Origin of the sequence: Bradyrhizobium sp. 191 (assembly GCF_023100985.1) — a bacterium.
Classification (GTDB): Bacteria; Pseudomonadota; Alphaproteobacteria; order Rhizobiales; family Xanthobacteraceae; genus Bradyrhizobium; species Bradyrhizobium diversitatis.
In genome coordinates this window covers 7103003-7120800 of the sequence record NZ_CP064692.1, presented here as the reverse complement: position 1 = coordinate 7120800, position 17798 = coordinate 7103003, and the positions used below count along the sequence as shown (strand labels likewise).

Genomic DNA, 17798 nt, shown 5'->3' with positions numbered 1-17798 from the left:
CGATACGTCACCGAGTGGATTCGTCAATCCACCGGAGGAGCGGCGTTCCATACGCCCGCCTCCAGACGGACAGGAAGCGCGGAAACCAGGAATGAGCCACGGCGCCCTTATAGGCCCAGGTGCGATACTTCAGACCCTGTTCTGAGATCAGCTCCTGATAGCCGCCGTGAACCTCGGTCGCTGTCCGAATATCCTTCAATATTCCTTGGGCGCAGGCCCGATAGGCCTCGCCGCCAGTGAATTCGTCATAGTCCAGCATGCGATCCGCGAACTCGACGTTGAACGTCGGCCAGCAGGAACGCCCCTGATAGGCTGGTGCCGCAATCCTGTGGATCATCTTGTTCCTGGGATTGTCGGCTGAGACCAGGAAATGAAACGTGCTGGGGATACGAAACCGCGGCTCCGCAATGATCAGATCCGTCGTGGCCGCGAACAGCGCCCGCTCGCTCGCATCGCTCATATTCCAGAATCCACGATGCACGCTGACGAAATCCAGCGCGACCGATGAGGCCGGCGAGCTCGCCGAACCTTCCAGGGAATGCCTGATATGGCCGTCCTTGCCGAACAGGCGGAGCAGGTCCGTCTTGTACTGCGCAAGATCACGCCCGAGCAGCCGCTTCAGCTCGTTCTCGTCGACGACCCCGAGCTGCACGCCCCACACGAAGGTCGTGTAGACGGAAGCATTGGTCACGAAGCGCCTGCGTTCGGCGCGGGTGTCCGTTGCGGCGGAGCGCGGCGTGTGGACATCGCAAAGCAAATACCTGGTACCGTCGTCATTGAACGGTTCGAGCTCGCTCGCGAGCTGGAGGATCGCTCGCTTCAGGTCACCGCCATACTCGGCCAGCAACAGGCGACCTGCATGCGCGCATTGTGACATTGCCAGATAGGCGGCCGTCCTGTCTTCGGCAGAGATCATCTGCTGGAGACCGGCGAGAATGCCGAGCAGCGTGTCCGACGGGCGCGAGAAATAGTTCACGCCGAGGTACCGACCGCGTCCCGCCGGGACAATGGTCGTCGTGACGACGCCGGCGCGAACCGCCTCCAGCAACAAACGGACGCTCTTTTCGAGCAACCGGACCCGCCGCACCGCATCCTGCGGATCCATGACGGTTTCGGGATCGAGAACGTCGGGATAGAACCACGCGAAGTCTCGCGGATAATAGGCGGAGGCGTGCGGCGCGCCCGTGACGAGGAAAGCCTCGGTCACCGAGAACGCGCTGTCCATCGAGTGCCGATAAAGGTCCTCGATAGCCGACAACGAATGATGCGACTTTCTCAGGAACCGATCACCGAGAAAATTGACCGCCTGGAGAGCGTTGGCGACAAGGGTCGCAACCCCGCCCTGGTAAAACCTGTTTCCGCGATGTGACGGCAGGGGAATGTCGCTCTTCATGTGCACCTGATGTCTCGCGATCCCGGCGATGGCCGGTCACCATTCCAAGTGTGACTGATTCGTGTCTCGCCACGATGACGAACGGGGCCGGCCGTTCAGCTCGCGGCGGCGCGGCTCTCCCGCGTCTGAAAATTCTCGATGACCCTGAGCAAGACCCGCGCGCCGGCGTCAGCATCCGCGAGCTCGACGTGCTCGTCCGGGTGATGGCTGATGCCGCCGCGGCAACGGACGAAGATCATGCCGACATCGGCAATGTCGATCATCGCCATGCCGTCGTGCCCTGCCCCGCTCGGCAGCTCGAACACGGAGAGGCCTTCGGCTTCGATCGCCGACGCGATCTGCTCCTTGAGCCACGGCGCGCAAGGCGCCGTGCGGTTCTCGTGGGTGACGTCAAGCTGAAGGGTCAGCTGCCGGCGCTCGGCGATCGCCTCGATCCGGCGGACGATATCGGCGACCGCGCGCTTGCGGTGCATGTCAGTGGGGGCGCGCATATCGATGGTGAAGGATACTTCGCCCGGAATGACATTGGTCGCGCCGGGCCTCGCCTGGATGTAGCCGACGGTGCCGACCAGGCCGCCCTCGTCGGTGCGGCAAAATTGTTCGATCGCACCGATGCATTCGGCCGCCCCGGCGAGTGCGTCGCGCCGAAGCTCCATCGGTACGGTGCCGGCGTGACCGGCCATGCCGGTCAGCCGCGCGGCAAGGCGCGTGGCACCGGCAATCGCGGTGACGACGCCCACGGGCAGGTTCTGCGCTTCCAGCACCGGCCCCTGCTCGATGTGCAATTCGAGGTATGCGAGCAGCTCACGCCGCGCTCGCGCGGCCGCGCCGATATGGTCGGGGTCGAGCCCGAACTGCACGAGCGCATCGCGCATCGACACGCCATCACGGTCGCGCGCGTTCAGCACATTCTCGTCAAAGGTGCCGGCCACCGCACGGCTGCCCAGCAAGGTCGAAGCGAAGCGCACCCCCTCCTCATCGGCAAAACCGACCACCTCGATCGCAAACGGCAGGCGCTTGCCGCGGCGGTTGAGATCGGCGACGCAAGAGATCGCCGTGATCACACCCAGCGGTCCATCCCATTTGCCGGCATCGCGCACAGTGTCGTAGTGCGAGCCGAGCATCAGGCAGGGCGCCCCCGGCCGGTCGCCTTCGTAGCGGCCGCAGACGTTGCCGATCGCATCGAGGCGCGCGCTCATGCCGGCTTCGCGCATCCAGCCCAGGATGAGGTCCGCTGCCTCGCGCAATTCCTTGGTGAGATAGATGCGGGTGAGTTTGTCACCCTCTTCCGAGATCGTGGCCAGATCGTTGATCCGACGCACGATCGCTTCGCCGAGCGATGCATTTTGAACGGCGTTAACGGACCCCATCTCGACAAATTTCCTCTTCTCTGGACCGCGGCGACGGCCGTCCTGGCGACCGGCACCAGCTCGGTGCCAGCAAAAATCACGTACCAGCGCCTGCCCAACAACCGCGTGATTAGCATGAATGCGAGTACGCGCCACGCTGCCTCGCGCCGGTCATGCGCGCGGGAACCCCACGCCTGCAATTGCGTCTGGCATTTCTTCCCAATCAGGGATCGAACGGGCCACATTATTGATATTTTTCAATCGGTTATCCAGAAAATTCCGTTGTCAGCATCCGTCCGGCCGGCTGGTGATGTTCCACGGCAAATTGTGTATGAAGCACGGACCAGCGAAGCCGACCTTCACCTTCGTCGGCCCGGCGCATGGCGGGCATTGACCGCGGAGTAGCGATGGACGCCGCGTCCGAACGTGACGAACACTTCCTGCGCCTGTCGTTCGCGGTCGCCCGCCGCTCGCTTAGCCATGGCAATCATCCCTTCGGCTGCATCGTTGTTGCGGCCAACGGCAAGGTTCTCATCGAGAGCGAGAATGGCTACATGCCGGACCATGACGGCACCGCGCATGCCGAACGTCTCGCGGCCACCCAGGCCTGCCGCACGCTCGGGCGCGAAGTGCTGGCGAAGGCCACGCTCTACTCGTCGGCCGAGCCCTGCGCGATGTGTGCCGGCGCGATCTACTGGGCCGGCATCGGCCGCGTCGTCTTTGGCCTCAGCGAGCATCGCCTGCGCGGCATCACCGGCAACCATCCGGAGAACCCGACCCTCGACCTGCCGTGCCGCGAGGTCTTTACCAGCGGCCAGCGCCCGACAGAGGTCATCGGCCCCCTGCTCGAAAAGGAGGCTGAAGCGCTGCACGACGGCGCTTGGACGAAGTAGCAGCACATTCAGAGGGAGATGACGCCGTTTTTCTGATCGCGCCCGATGTGATGCCGAGTTGGAGCAGCTGTCGCGACCTGGTCGCTCAGCACGGTAGACGACCCGCTGGGCCGATCGCCCGCCGAAACGTTGAGCAAGGGATGATGCTTTTTCACATCTTACAGCGCGGTTCAAATTGGCCCACTATCGAAACACGTCACGCATGCAAGCGCATCAGCGAATGTTAGATCCGACGCCCAACGGCCAGCATTCCGGTGATTTCCCGCTCCTGAGGACGAGCGGCCTCACCAAGCGTTATGGCGATTTCCTCGCCAACGATTCCATCGACATCGACATCTGGCCGAGTGAAATTCACGCCCTGCTCGGCGAGAACGGCGCCGGCAAGTCGACGCTGGTCAAGGCCATCTACGGTCTGATCCAGCCCAGCGCCGGCGAGATTCGCTGGCAGGGCCAACGAATCGTGCTTTCCGGTCCCTCGGAAGCTCGCTGCCTTGGCATCGGTATGGTGTTCCAGCATTTCTCGCTGTTCGACAATCTTACCGTCGCCGAGAACGTCGCGCTCGGCCTCGACGGCAAAGAGTCCTTCAAGGACATGTCGGCGCGGCTGGAGCAGGTGTCGAAGACCTATGGACTGCCGCTCGATCCCAGGCGCGAAGTCTGGCAATTGTCGGTCGGCGAGCGCCAGCGCATCGAGATCGTCCGCGCCTTGATGCAGGATCCGAAATTCCTGATCCTGGACGAGCCCACCGCGGTGCTGACGCCGCAGGAAGCCGACCAGCTCTTCATCGTGCTGGAACGCCTCAAGGCCGAAGGCCGTGCCATCCTCTATATCAGCCACAAGCTGGAGGAGGTGAAGCGCCTCTGTGACACCGCGACGATCCTGCGCGGCGGCAGGAAGGTCGAGACCTGCAACCCGCGGCTCGAGACCGCGGCCTCGCTCGCACGGATGATGGTCGGCGGAGAGATCAAGGAAGTGAAGGCCGCATCCGGCCGCAAGACCACCGTGCCGCGGCTCGTCGTCGACGATCTTTCGCTGCCCCCCGCAGACGCGCATGGCGTGCGGCTCGAGCACATCTCGTTCGAGCTGAAGGGCGGCGAGATCCTCGGCATCGCCGGCGTCGCCGGCAACGGCCAGGACGAACTGTTCGCCGCGCTCTCCGGCGAGCGCCTCTCGAAGGACCCTGGAACGGTGGTGATCGAAGGCATCGCCGCCGGCCATCTCTCGATCACCCAGCGGCGCAGGCTGGGCGCCGCTTTCGTACCCGAGGAGCGGCTCGGCCACGGCACCGCGCCGCGCATGAAGCTGTCGGAGAACGCGCTGCTCACCGGGCACGCCGCCAGCGGCATGGTCCGCCGTGGCTTCATCGACACCGCAGCCACGCTGAAGGCGGTCGACCGTGCGACCGAGACATTCGATGTCCGCAAGGCCAAACGCGATCCGGAAGCCGCGAGCCTCTCCGGCGGCAATCTGCAGAAGTTCATCGTGGGACGCGAGATCCTGCGCTCCCCCGCTGTGCTGGTGGTGAACCAGCCGACCTGGGGCGTCGATGCCGGCGCCGCCGCCGTCATCCGGCAGGCGCTGCTCGATCTCGCAACCGCAGGCGCCGCCGTCCTCGTGACCAGCCAGGATCTCGACGAGCTCGCGGAGATCGCCGACCGCATCGCCGTGATATTCCACGGCAAGCTTTCCGCTCCGCTCGCAGCAAGCGACGCGAGCCGCGAAAAGCTCGGCCTCCTGATGGGCGGCAGCAGCCTGGAACCGAAGAAGGTCGCGCATGCAGCTGGTGCTTGAGAAGCGCGTCGAGCGCTCCGGCACGATCGCGCTGGTGTCCCCACTGATCGCGATCGGCCTCACCATCCTGACCATGGTCATCCTGTTCGCGATACTGGGCAAGAATCCGCTGCTCGCCCTGCACGCCTATTTCATCGCGCCCTTGACCGACGGCTATTCGCTCCAGGAGATCGCGGTGAAGGCAACGCCGCTGGTGATGATCGCGATCGGGCTGTCGCTCTGCTATCTCGCCAACGCCTGGAACATCGGCGCCGAAGGGCAATTCCTGATCGGCGCAGTCGCCGGAAGCTGGATCGCGGTGAAGACGCAAGGCACCGACGCCGGCGCCTGGGTGCTGCCGGCCATGTTTGTCCTCGCCGCCGCAGCGGGCGCGCTCTATGCGCTGATCCCGGCGATCTGCAAGGTCAAGTTCGGCGCCAGCGAGATCCTGACCAGCCTGATGCTGGTCTATGTCGCCGACCTCTTCCTCGACTATCTCGTGCGCGGGCCATGGCGCGACCCGCAGGGCTTCAATTTCCCGACCACGGCGGAATTCGATCCGGTGGCGACCGTCCCCCTGCTGATCGAAGGCGGCCGGCTGCATCTGGGCTCGATCATCGCCTTGCTCGTCGTCGCAGCAGCGGCGATCCTGCTCGGGCGCACCATCAAAGGCTTTGAGATCCGCGTGGTTGGAGCTGCGCCCCGTGCGGCACGGTTCGGCGGCTTCAATGCCAATCAGCTGATCGTCCTGACCTTCGCGGTATCAGGCGCACTGGCGGGCCTCGCCGGGATCATCGAGGTTGCAGGTCCGATCGGGCATCTCCAGCCCGGCATCTCGCCTGGTTACGGCTTTACCGCGATCATCGTGGCCTTCCTCGGCCGTCTGAACCCAGTTGGAATACTCATCGCAGGCCTATTCCTGGCATTGACCTTCATCGGCGGCGAGCAGGCGCAGATCGCGATGAAGATCCCGCTGGACGTCACCAAGGTCTTTCAGGGCATTCTGCTGTTCTACGTGCTCGCCTGCGATTCCCTCATCCTCTACCGCTTCAAGCTGGTCTTCCCGAACCGAGAGGTGACTCGTGGAGCTGGTTGAAGCCATCATCCTCGCGGTGCTCGCCGCGTCGACGCCGCTGCTGATCGCGGCGACCGGCGAACTCGTGACCGAGCGCTCCGGCGTGCTCAATCTCGGCGTCGAGGGCATGATGATCGTCGGCGCGGCCTGCGGCTTTGCCGGCGCTTGGCTGACCGGATCGATCTTCATCGGCGCGCTGTTCGGCGTGGTCGCGGGCACGCTGATGTCGCTCGTCTTCGCGCTGATGGCGCTCGGGCTCGCCGTCAACCAGGTTGCGACCGGTCTCGCGCTGACCATCCTCGGCGTCGGGCTCTCCGGCCTGATCGGCGCCGGCTTCGTCGGCGAGCGCATCACGCCGGCAATGCACCTCTATATTCCCGTCCTGACGGACATTCCGCTGATCGGCCGCGTGCTGTTCGGCGAGGACGGCTTTGTCTATTTCTCGGTCGCACTGATCGTCGGCGTCTGGCGGTTCGTGTACCGCACGCGGGCGGGGTTGATCCTGCGCGCCTGCGGCGACAATCATGTCTCCGCACATGCTCTCGGCTATCCCGTGCTGCGCATCCGCACCTTCGCCGTGATGTTCGGCGGTGCCTGCGCCGGCCTTGCCGGCGCTTATCTGCCGCTCGCCTATACGCCGTTCTTCGTTCCAGGCATGACCGCCGGCCGCGGCTGGATCGCGCTGGCGCTGGTAGTGTTCTCGTCCTGGCGGCCAGGCCGGCTCGTGGCCGGCGCCTATCTGTTCGGCGCGGTGACGATCCTGCAACTGCACGCGCAAGGCTGGGGCGTCGGCATTCCCTCGCAATTCATGTCGGCACTGCCTTATCTCGCAACCGTTATCGTCCTGGTCCTGCTCTCCCGCGCACGCGGCGGTGGCTCGACCGCGCCAGCCGCGCTCGGCACAGTGTTCGTGCCTGACCGCTGAACCTCATTCCGCGGCGGGCGCGATGGGGCGCGCGCGTTGCGGATCGTGGCTTTCCCCTGATGTTGGAGATCGATGATGAGGAAATCACTTCTTGCGCTGACTGCCGGGCTTTTGCTTGCCGGGAACGTCAGTGCAGCCTCCGCCGCCGACAAGCTGAAGGTCGGCTTCGTCTATGTGGGTCCGATCGGAGACCTCGGCTGGACCTATCAGCACGACCTCGGTCGTCAGGCGCTGGTGAAGGAACTGGGCGACAAGATCGAGACCACCTACCTCGAGAACGTGCCCGAAGGCCCCGACGCCGAGCGCTCGATCGAGCAACTGGTCCGCGCCGGCAACAAGCTGATCTTCACCACGTCCTTCGGCTACATGGACTCGACGCTGAAGGTCGCCAAGAAATATCCGAACGTGCATTTCGAGCATGCCACCGGTTACAAGCGCAACCCGAACATGTCGACCTATTCGGCGAAATGGTATCAGGGCCGCTACATTCAAGGCCTGATCGCAGCGAAGATGTCGAAGTCGGGCGTGCTCGGCTACATCGGCTCGTTCCCGATTCCGGAGGTCGTCTCCGGCATCAACGCGACGATGCTGGCGGCGCAGACCATCAACCCGAACATCAAGATCAAGATTATCTGGGCCAACACCTGGTTCGATCCCGGCAAGGAAGCCGACGCCGCCAAGGCGCTGATCGACCAGGGCGCCGACGTCATCATGCAGCACACGGATTCGCCCGCCGCCATGCAGATCGCCAGCGAACGCGGCAAGCTCGCCTTCGGCCAGGATTCCGAGATGATCAAGTTCGGGCCCAAGACCCAGCTCACCTCGATCCTGGATACCTGGGGCCCCTACTACATCGAGCGCGTCAAGGCCGAGCTCGCCGGCACCTGGAAGTCAGAAAACACCTGGGGCGGCCTCGACAGCCACATGTTCGCGATGGCGCCCTACACCAACATGCCGGACGATGTGAAAAAGATGGCCGAGGATGCCCAGGCCGCGATCACAGCGGGCAAGCTGCATCCGTTCAAATGCCCGATCGTTGGGCAGGACGGCAAGCCGGTCGAGTGCAAGGGCGGCGATCACCTCGACGACGGCCAGATCCTTGGCATGAATTTCTACGTGAAAGGCATCGACGACAAGCTGCCGGGCAAGTAGCACGCTTCTTGCATTCCCCAATTCACCTGCTCCTCCCGGAGGAGGTTCGGAGGGGGTGGCCAGAAGCACCCGGCACTTGTGGCTGCCCCCTCTTTCCATCTTGCCCGGGCCTATTCCGCCCGCATGGCCCGCGCCGCGGAACCGTGGCGGCGGATGAGGTCTGCCACGTCCAGGCCCGGAATCGCGCCGTCGATCACCGTCCATTTTCCGGCCACCATCACCCGGTCGGCCCGATGCGCCCCACACAGCACCAGGGCAGCCAGCGGATCGCCGTGACCGGAGAAGCGCAGCTCGTCGAGCCTGAACAGCGCGAGATCGGCGGCCTTGCCGACGGCGATCGCGCCGAGTTCCGGCCGGCCGACACAGGCCGCCGAGCCCTTGGTGACCCAGCGCAGCGCATCCTTGTGCCTGACTTTCGTCACCCCGTAGCGGGCCCGTTGCAGCAGGAAAGCGGCGCGTACCTCCTGCATCAGGTTTGAGCCGTCGTTCGACGCCGAGCCGTCGACGCCGATCCCGATCCCGACGCCGGCCTCCTCCATCTCGCAGACGGGACAGCAGCCGGACGCCAGCAGCTGGTTGCTGCAGGCACAATGGCTGATGGTCGTCTTCGCCTTACCGAGGCGCTTGATCTCGTCGTCGTTGAAAAAGATGCCATGGGCGAGCCAGGTTCGCGCATTGAGCCAGCCGCATTGCTCGAGATAGTCGAGCGGGCGGCAGCCGTACATCTGCTGACAGAATTTGTTCTCGTCCTCGGTCTCGGCGAGGTGGGTGTGCAGGCGCACGTCGAGCTTGTCGGCGAGATCGGCGGTCGCGCGCATCAGCGAGGTCGTCACCGAGAACGGGGAGCACGGCGCGAGCGCGATCTGCACCATCGCATCCGCACCGCGCTGGTGATGCTGTGCGACCACGCGCGCGCTGTCGGCGAGGATCGTATCCTCGTCCTGCACGACGCTGTCAGGCGGCAGGCCGCCGTCGCGCTGCGACAGGTTCATTGAGCCCCGGGTCAGCAGCACCCGCACACCCAGTCGCTGTGCCACTGCCACCTCGATGTCGACGGCGTCCTCGAGCCCTGCCGGGAAAACATAGTGGTGATCGGTCGTGGTGGTGCAGCCGGAGAGCAGCAGCTCGGACATCGCCACCGTGACGCCGAGCTCGAGCGCCTCAGGCGTCAGCCTCGCCCAGACCGGATACAGCGCCTGGAGCCAGGGAAACAGCTGCCGGTCCATTGCAGCCGGCAGCGCCCGCGTCAGCGTCTGGTAGAAATGATGATGGGTATTGATCAGGCCCGGCAGCACGACATGCTCGCCTGCATCGAACACTGCGACATCCGCGGTTGCAGGCGCACCGCCGGCCGGCACCAGCTCGACGATCAGGCCGTCCTTCACCACGATGCCGCGTTCGGCACCATCGGCAAGGATGGCGAGGGGATCCCTGACCCAGAGGGGCTTCGCATCGCTCATGATCCTGCTTCTCCACACGCCGAATGACGACCAGCCTGCAAGGGGAACGCCAGCCCGAACACGGTATTGCTACGACTTGTTTGTTGCGGCTTGGCTCCGGTCTTGCAAGACTCGTCTCCACGATTCACCCTGGGCGGAAGCGCTGGCGCAGCCATGGATTTGAATACCATCACGACGGTGGCCCACCCGCAAACGCGCGCGCAACTGCCTGCCTGGACGACAGGTGATGCCTGGCTTGCAGGGGGCACCTGGCTGTACTCGGAGCCGCAGGTCCACCTGAGGCGACTGATCGATCTCACCGATCTGAGATGGCCGGCGCTGACGATCACGGACAGCCATCTCTCCATTGCCGCCACCTGCACGGTTGCACAGCTGGACGGTCTATCCTGCCCGCCCGACTGGCTCGCAGCGCCATTGATCGGCCAGTGTTGCCGGGCCTTCCTCGCCTCCTTCAAGATCTGGAAGACAGCCACGGTCGGCGGCAATCTCTGCATGTCGCTGCCGGCGGGACCGATGATCTCGCTCACATCGGCGCTCGACGGCGTCTGCACCATCTGGAAGGCCGGGGGCGGCGAGCAGAACATTCCCGTCGTCGATTTCGTCACCGGCAACCAGAGCAACCGTCTCATGCCCGGCGACCTGCTGCGCCAGATCGATATCCCGATTGCGGCATTGCGCCGTCGCGCGGCCTTTCGCCAGATTTCGCTGGCCCCCGTCGGCCGCTCGGCAGCGCTTCTGATCGGCAGCCTCGATCCGGACGGCAAACTGACATTGACGATCACCGCATCGACGGTGCGGCCGGTCCAGCTCTCGTTTGCCAAGGCGCCGGACGCCGCTGCGCTCCGCGCCGCCGTCTCGGAAGGGGTCACCGAGGAGTTGTACAACACCGACATCCACGGCAAGCCACTCTGGCGCAAGCACATGACGCTGCGGCTCGCCGAGGAAATTCGCTGTGAACTCCTGGGAGCAACGCGGCCATGAGCTTCGAGGTCAACAGCAAGGCATTTTCTCAGGAGCCTCGCGCCGGCCAGTGCCTGCGCACGTTCCTGCGCGAGCTCGGCCATTTCGGCGTCAAAAAGGGCTGCGATGCCGGCGATTGCGGTGCCTGCACCGTGCTGCTCGATGGGGAGCCGGTGCACAGCTGCCTGATCCCGGCGTTCCGCGCCGAGGGACGCGCCGTCACCACGATCGAAGGTCTTGGCGGAGATGACGGCACGCATCCGATGCAGCAGGCCTTCCTCGATGCGCAGGGCTTTCAATGCGGCTTTTGCACCGCCGGCATGATCCTGACCTGTGCCTCGCTGAACCAGGCCCAGCGGACCGATCTCGGCGTAGCTCTGAAGGGCAATATCTGCCGCTGCACCGGTTATCGTTCGATCGAGGATGCGATCCTCGGCAAGACCAATGTCGAGGCGAGCGTCGAGGCCGGCGCCGCGTTCGGCCGTAGCCTGCCGGCGCCGGCGGGTCCCGACATCGTGCGCGGCAAGACGCGCTACACCTTCGATACCGCCATCGACGGACTGCTGCACATCAAGCTGCTGCGTTCGCCGCATGCTCACGCCAGGATCCTCACGATCGACAGGTCGGACGCCCTTCGCGTAGCCGGCGTGCATGCCGTGCTGACGCATGAGGATGCGCCATCCGTGCTGATGTCGACCGCGCGGCACGAGAAGGACTGGATGGACCCCGAGGACACCCAAATCCTCGACGATGTCGTGCGTTTCATCGGCCAAAGGGTTGCCGCCGTCGTCGCCGAGACCGAAGCCGCCGCCGAGGAGGCATGCCGCAGGCTGAAAGTCAGCTACGAGATTCTGCCGGCGCTGAGCGATCCGGAGCAGGCGATGGATCCGGGCGCGCCCATCATTCATCCTAACCGCACCATTGCGAACCGCGTCGCGGACGCGCAGCGCAATCTCGTCGCAGAAACGCACGGCGAGTTCGGCGACGTCGCCGCGGCGCTCGCCACGTCCGCCGTGACCTACGAGGCCACTTTCCACAGTCACCGTGTACAGCATGCGGCACTGGAGACGCATGGCGGCCTCGCATGGCTCGATGACGCAGGCGCGCTCAATGTCCGGACCTCGACGCAGGTCCCATTCCTGACCCGGCGCGCGCTGTCGGACATTTTCCAGCTTCCCATGGACAAGGTCCGCGTGTTCTGCGAACGCGTCGGAGGCGGCTTTGGCGGCAAGCAGGAGATGTTCGTCGAGGACATCCTGGCGCTCGCTGCGCTGAGGACCGGGCGGCCCGTGAAGCTGGAGCTCACCCGCGAGGAGCAGTTCATCGCGACCTCGACGCGGCATCCGATGCGGGTCCACATCAAGGCGGGCGCCGATGCCGACGGCAAGCTCACCGCGCTCCAGCTCGACGTGCTCTCCAATACCGGCGCCTACGGCAATCATGCCGGCCCCGTGATGTTCCACGCTCTGGCCGAGTCCATCAGCGTGTACAATTGCCCGAACAAACGGGTGGACGGCTTCGCCGTCTACACTAACACGGTGCCGGCGGGGGCGTTTCGCGGTTACGGCCTGCCGCAGGCGCTGATCGCGGTGGAAGCCGCGATCGACGAGCTCGCGCGTCAGCTCGGCATCAGTCCCTACGAGATGCGCCGGCGCAATATCGTCAAGCCCGGCGATCCCATGCTGTCGCCGCCGCCGTCCGACTATCACGACGTGCTCTATGGCTCCTATGGGCTCGACCAGTGCCTCGACCTCGTCGAGCGCGCGATGCAGGCTGATGGCCCGCAGCCGGACCTGTCGCCGGAATGGCTGATCGGTAACGGCATTGCGCTGACCATGATCGATACGGTGCCGCCGGCTGGCCACATCGCCGACGCGACGATCGCGCTCAACGATGACGGCGGCTTCGATCTCACCGTCGGCACGGCCGAGTTTGGCAACGGCACCAGCACCGTGCACCTCCAGATCGCCGCGACGACGCTCGCGACCACGGTCGAGCGGATCCACCTTCGCCAGTCCGACACCGCCCATGGCGGCCACGACACCGGCGCCTATGGCAGCGCCGGCACCTTCGTCGCGGGCAAGGCGACGCATGCGGCGGCGATGCAGCTTGCGACCGAGCTGAGGGCGGCCGCCGCCGGCGCGTGGCTGTGCGACGTGGACACTTGCGTGCTCGATGGGGACGCCGTCGTCAGCGGCGTACGGCGCATGCCGTATACGGAACTGGCGAAGCTCGCCCGCGAGCGCGGCCAGCCGTTCGCAGGCACCGGCAATTCCACCGGCACGCCGCGTTCGGTCGGCTTCAACGTGCAGGGTTTTCGTGTCGCCGTGAACAAGGGCACCGGCGAGCTCAAGATTCTCAGGAGCGTGCACGCCGCGGACGCGGGCGTCGTCGCCAATCCCATGCAGTGCCGCGGTCAGGTCGAAGGCGGCGTGGCGCAGGCGCTCGGCGCTGCGCTCTACGAGGAGATGGTGATCGACGCGAACGGCCGCGTCGTCAACCCGAAATTCCGCGACTACCACCTGCCCTCTTTCGCCGACGTTCCACGCACGGAGGTGCACTTCGCCGAGACGTCCGACACGATCGGACCGCTCGGCGCAAAGTCGATGAGCGAGAGCCCGTACAATCCGGTCGCCGCTGCACTCGGCAACGCAATTGCGGATGCCACCGGTATTCGCTTCACCGCACCGCCCTTCAAACCGGATCGGCTGTTTCCGGCGCTGCACGAGAAGTTCGGCAGCTAACTGCCGCGATAGGTCGAATAGCTCCAGGGCGTGACCAGCAGCGGCACGTGGTAATGGCTTTCCGGCTCGCTGATCGCAAAGCGCAGCGGGATCTCGTCGAGAAACGGCGGATCGGACAGCGGCACATTGCGCTCCGCGTAGTATTGGGCAACGCGGAATCTGAGCTCGTAGCGGCCGATCGGCAGCGGGCGACCGCCGATCAGAGGCTGGTCGGTGCGCCCGTCGGCATTGGTCACCGCGCGCGCGATGATGCGGCTCTCGCCAAGGCTCGCGAGCTCGACGAGCTCGATCGGGACGCCCGGCGCGGGCTTGCCAATGTGATTGTCCAGCACATGGGTCGAGAGCCGGCCGTGCACCTTCAGCCTGTCGTCGGCCATGACGAGCTGATCTAGCCGCAGCGCGGAGATGCGGCCAATTTCCTCGATCGCACGTCGCGTCTCGGTCTTGGCGATATTGAGCAGTCGCGTCTCGAAGTCGCGCAGCACGGAATCCCTGGTGTGACGGCGCACGCAGACGATATAGGGGAAGCCGAACTTGTCGCGGTAGGCGCCGTTGGCACGCTCGAACGCCGCATATTCGGCCTCCGACAACCGGTCGAGCCCGGCGCTGTTCTGCTCGTCGGTCGATTCCGCGGTGAGGCCGGCGGCGCGCTGCGTCTTGTCGGCGAGATCGGGATGCGCCCGGATCAGCGCCAGCTGCACGTCAGGCTCGGCACTCTGGATCGCCGCCATCAGCGCGGCGTGCAGCTCATTGATGCCGGCGAACGGCCGCTTTGCCGCGAGTTGCTCGGCGATCCATGGCGAATATTCGACGACATTGGCGAGCGCGGCGACGAAGTCGGCCTTGCTGGCGGCGTTGAGGTCGGCGAGCGAGATCTGCGACATCATCTCACCCGATCTCGAATGCGTTGACGGCAAGATGGGCGTGCCTATCGTGCCAGTGCTGCGCGATCTGCAGCCGCGTCGGCACCCAGACGCGCTCGTGCTTGCCGATATAGTCGAGGAAGCGGATCAAGCCTGCTGCGCGGCCGGGCCGGCCGACGAGGCGGCAATGCAGGCCGACCGACATCATCTTCGGCGCGGTTTCGCCTTCGGCGTAGAGCACGTCGAAGGCGTCCTTCAGATAGGTGAAGAACTGCTCGCCTTCCGCGAACCCTTGCGGGTTGATGAAGCGCATGTCGTTGGCGTCCAACGTATAGGGAATGATGAGCTGCTTGCCGCCCGGACCCTTCACCCAATAGGGCAGATCGTCGGCATAGGAGTCGCAGAGATAGAGGAAGCCGCCTTCCTCCATCAGCAGCCGGTTGGTGTTGATCGAGGAGCGCCCGGTGTACCAACCCAGCGGCCGCGAGCCGGTCGCCTCGATATGCACGCGGATGGACTCGGCGATCTCGGCGCGCTCCTGCGCCTCCGTCATGTCCTTGTGCTCGATCCATTTCAGGCTGTGGCTGGCGATATCCCAGCCCGCCTCCTTCATCGCCGCGACGATTTCCGGATTGCGTGCGAGCGCGGTGGCGACGCCGAACACGGTGGTCGGCCAGTTGCGCGCGGTGAACATCCGCCACAGCCGCCAGAAGCCGGCGCGCGAGCCATATTCGAACATCGATTCGATATTGGCGTGGCGCTGGCCCGGCCAGGGCTGCGCGCCGAGCACGTCGGACAGGAAGGCTTCCGAGGCGCGGTCGCCGTGCAGGATGTTGTTCTCGCCGCCTTCCTCGAAATTGACGACGAACTGCACCGCGACCCGCGCGTCACCGGGCCATTGCGGATGCGGCGGGTTGCGGCCGTAGCCACGCAGATCGCGCGGGTAGCGGGGCTCAGTCACTCAGACTTCCTCGAACCGGATCGGCAGGGCGCCCTTCCACAGCACGCTCTTGCCCAGCGTCGCCAGATTCTCCAGGCCCGAGGTCAGCGTGATGAAATGGTTGCCCGCGAGCTGGCCCATCTTGCTCGCGAAATGCACGCCGCCATAGGCGAGCAGGATCTCGGTCTCGCTGATGCCACCCGGGTAAAGGATGATCTGGCCGGGCGCGGGATAGCTGGTGTGGTTCTCGTAGCCGACGCCGAAATCGAGGTCGCCGAGCGGCATCCATACGCCCTCACCGCTCCAGCGCACATGGATGATGTGGCTTTCGAACGGCAGTGCCTTGCGAAACGCGGCGACGGTCTTCGGCGCCAATTGCTCTTCGAAGCGGGCATCGAAGGTGAAATCGCCGGCGCTGATAACGAGTTTGCTCATCTCATCTCTCTGAATCGGGACCGGTGGCCCCACGGATAACGCTCAAGCAAAGAGCATTCCCGACAGTTTCACGCAAGTGGTGGAGTGAAGCCCGGCAGCGCCGGGACCAGAAGATGTCTCGACACCCTCGTCGCCTGAAAACTCAACCGGTTCATTGAACCGGATTGTGGCGGGCAAGTCCACCGGCGCCGCCGCCGGAATTGCCGAATAATTGGCCGCGCCCCAGGGGCCACACGGCCCGATGCCGCAACATGGGCCCCGGCTCTGCAACGCACCGTCGAAGAGACGCTCCGCTGCGTCCGGGGCACGAGAGTGGAGTTTGGCGCACGCTCTCTCCTCCGCGTCATTGCGAGCCACCGGGTCGGCGCGAAGCGCCGCCCGATGACAGGCTCCGCGAAGCAATCCAGAGTCTTTCCGCGGAGGGGATTCTGGATTGCTTCGTCGCTACGCTCCTCGCAATGACGGTGGATGTGGCTGCAGACACGCCGTCGCGTTCTCGCGGCTGAACTCGCCCGAGCTTTGCTTCGTCGCTCACCCTCTCGAGCCAAGAGGGCACAGGGAAGACCGGGTGCTGACCTCGCACCCGCGGTCCGCTGCGCGAAGATGTAGCGCAAAGAGACCGCACAGCAGCATACAGGTGGTGCCAATCACTCGGCCTTCCCTGCGCGATGGTCGGACGGCTTATGCCGCGCTCTCCCGGGAGCCGAGTTCGTTCTGGCCTCCCTCACCCTCGCGAAATTCACCGACCTCCGCGCCGGTTGACGCGACTGCCGCCTCCGCAAGAGCTTGACCGTAGCAACGACGGCCAGGACCACACGGTTTTGCCGTACGCGCGGTTCGCCATTTCGCCGCAGTTTTCCCGGCCCTGTCGACGGAGCCGGAAACTTACAGGCGAGACGAAGCCTAGCAGCGCCGTTCGTCCGCGCGCGGCCACGGGCTCACCGGGGACTACCCTCCCTGCCCGCACCTTTCGCGCCCGACGCTGCCGCGTCCACCGCAAGCCCGGCTCGCGACAATGACGACCTCATGATCGCCCCTCAAGAATGAGCCGGGATGGGCGACACATACGACAAATCCGAATTTCGGTAAAGTGGAATATTTTCGCGGTGGTGGATTGACAAGAGGGCGACACAGCAAGGTGCCGTAGCCCAGATGAGCGAAGCGACATCCGGGTTTTCACAAGCACGGTCCCGGGTATCGCTGCGCTCACCCGGGCTACAACGTACCGATACATCAAAGAGGGCGGCACGCAGCGCAGCCCTCTTCTGGGCAACTCAATCCGTCAGCTGGCCTGCTCAATATGGCGCGTAACCATAGCCCGGACCGTAATAATTGGGACCGCCGCCGTAATAGCCCGGGCCGCCATAGTAAGGACGCGGGCCATAATAGTAGCGGTTCTCATAGTACTCGCGGCGGCGGCTCTCGGCGATCGCGCCTCCGATCAGACCTGCCGCCATGCCCATGAAGGCGAGACCTGCGGCGTTCGCCCCGCGTCGGTGGTAATGGCGACGCCGGGCTGCGCTGAAATCAGTGACGTCGGACGCGGCCTGGCCGGCAACGGCCGCCTTCGCGGCCGGTGTCCCGGCCGAGGCGGCCGTGGACGGGGATGCGGAGACCGCGATCAGGGCGAGGCTTGCGAACGCGGCCACGACCGTGTTGCGGCCGGCTGCGGAAATCATCGGTCCAATACTCATCTCGACCTTCCTCTGTTCTCGCCTCTGTTCTCGCCTCTGTTCTCGCCAAAAAGACATAAGCAAACCTCCTACAACGCGCAAACCATTGAAATAGTTTCATGATCGCGGCGATCTGCCACGCTTTGAACGATTGTAAACCGAACG

Annotated in this window: 14 protein-coding genes; 7 read left to right on the top strand and 7 right to left on the bottom strand. The window is 64.9% G+C overall.

Annotated features, from left to right (window positions below; genetic code table 11):
• Positions 1-7 precede the first annotated feature (7 nt).
• Positions 8-1393, bottom strand: a complete 1386-nt coding sequence (locus IVB23_RS33340) for a hypothetical protein (RefSeq protein ID WP_061877879.1) — start codon at positions 1391-1393, stop codon at positions 8-10.
• A 95-nt stretch (positions 1394-1488) separates the two neighbouring features.
• On the bottom strand, positions 1489-2763 hold the full coding sequence (locus IVB23_RS33335) for an allantoate amidohydrolase (RefSeq protein ID WP_247801369.1): 1275 nt from the start codon (positions 2761-2763) through the stop codon (positions 1489-1491).
• A 386-nt stretch (positions 2764-3149) separates the two neighbouring features.
• Between IVB23_RS33335 and IVB23_RS33330 the strand changes: the two genes are divergently transcribed.
• From IVB23_RS33330 to IVB23_RS33310, 5 genes are all read left to right on the top strand, one after another.
• A complete protein-coding gene (locus IVB23_RS33330) occupies positions 3150-3635 on the top strand; it encodes a nucleoside deaminase (RefSeq protein ID WP_247801368.1) in 486 nt (161 codons plus the stop codon).
• Positions 3636-3855: 220 nt separating this feature from the next.
• Entirely contained in the window at positions 3856-5427 is a 1572-nt protein-coding gene (locus IVB23_RS33325) for an ABC transporter ATP-binding protein (protein ID WP_247801367.1), read from the top strand.
• On the top strand, positions 5411-6502 hold the full coding sequence (locus IVB23_RS33320) for an ABC transporter permease (RefSeq protein WP_247801366.1): 1092 nt from the start codon (positions 5411-5413) through the stop codon (positions 6500-6502). Before IVB23_RS33325 ends, IVB23_RS33320 begins: the two co-directional genes overlap by 17 nt.
• Entirely contained in the window at positions 6489-7406 is a 918-nt protein-coding gene (locus IVB23_RS33315; protein WP_247801365.1) for an ABC transporter permease, read from the top strand. The genes IVB23_RS33320 and IVB23_RS33315 overlap by 14 nt, the downstream gene beginning before the upstream one ends.
• A gap of 75 nt (positions 7407-7481) precedes the next feature.
• Positions 7482-8558, top strand: a complete 1077-nt coding sequence (locus IVB23_RS33310; RefSeq protein WP_247801364.1) for a BMP family ABC transporter substrate-binding protein — start codon at positions 7482-7484, stop codon at positions 8556-8558.
• Between the two features lie 110 nt (positions 8559-8668).
• Here IVB23_RS33310 and IVB23_RS33305 read toward each other — a convergent pair whose 3' ends face one another.
• The gene (locus IVB23_RS33305) at positions 8669-10018 is read right to left on the bottom strand and encodes an 8-oxoguanine deaminase (RefSeq protein WP_247801363.1); all 1350 of its coding nucleotides are present in this window, start codon (positions 10016-10018) and stop codon (positions 8669-8671) included.
• Between the two features lie 153 nt (positions 10019-10171).
• Between IVB23_RS33305 and IVB23_RS33300 the strand changes: the two genes are divergently transcribed.
• Positions 10172-10999, top strand: a complete 828-nt coding sequence (locus tag IVB23_RS33300) for an FAD binding domain-containing protein (protein ID WP_061877873.1) — start codon at positions 10172-10174, stop codon at positions 10997-10999.
• On the top strand, positions 10996-13722 hold the full coding sequence (locus tag IVB23_RS33295) for a molybdopterin cofactor-binding domain-containing protein (RefSeq protein ID WP_247801362.1): 2727 nt from the start codon (positions 10996-10998) through the stop codon (positions 13720-13722). Before IVB23_RS33300 ends, IVB23_RS33295 begins: the two co-directional genes overlap by 4 nt.
• Here the strand turns inward: IVB23_RS33295 and uraD are convergent.
• From uraD to IVB23_RS33275, 4 genes are all read right to left on the bottom strand, one after another.
• The gene (uraD, locus tag IVB23_RS33290) at positions 13719-14606 is read right to left on the bottom strand and encodes a 2-oxo-4-hydroxy-4-carboxy-5-ureidoimidazoline decarboxylase (RefSeq protein ID WP_197967014.1); all 888 of its coding nucleotides are present in this window, start codon (positions 14604-14606) and stop codon (positions 13719-13721) included. The genes IVB23_RS33295 and uraD overlap by 4 nt on opposite strands.
• A 4-nt stretch (positions 14607-14610) precedes the next feature.
• Complete coding sequence (gene puuE / locus IVB23_RS33285) at positions 14611-15546, bottom strand: allantoinase PuuE (RefSeq protein ID WP_197967006.1); 936 nt, start codon at positions 15544-15546, stop codon at positions 14611-14613.
• Positions 15547-15960, bottom strand: coding sequence for a DUF3830 family protein (locus IVB23_RS33280; RefSeq protein WP_131870951.1), 414 nt, complete (start codon positions 15958-15960; stop codon positions 15547-15549).
• Positions 15961-17255: 1295 nt separating this feature from the next.
• A complete protein-coding gene (locus IVB23_RS33275; protein WP_061883442.1) occupies positions 17256-17654 on the bottom strand; it encodes a hypothetical protein in 399 nt (132 codons plus the stop codon).
• Positions 17655-17798: the final 144 nt, after the last annotated feature.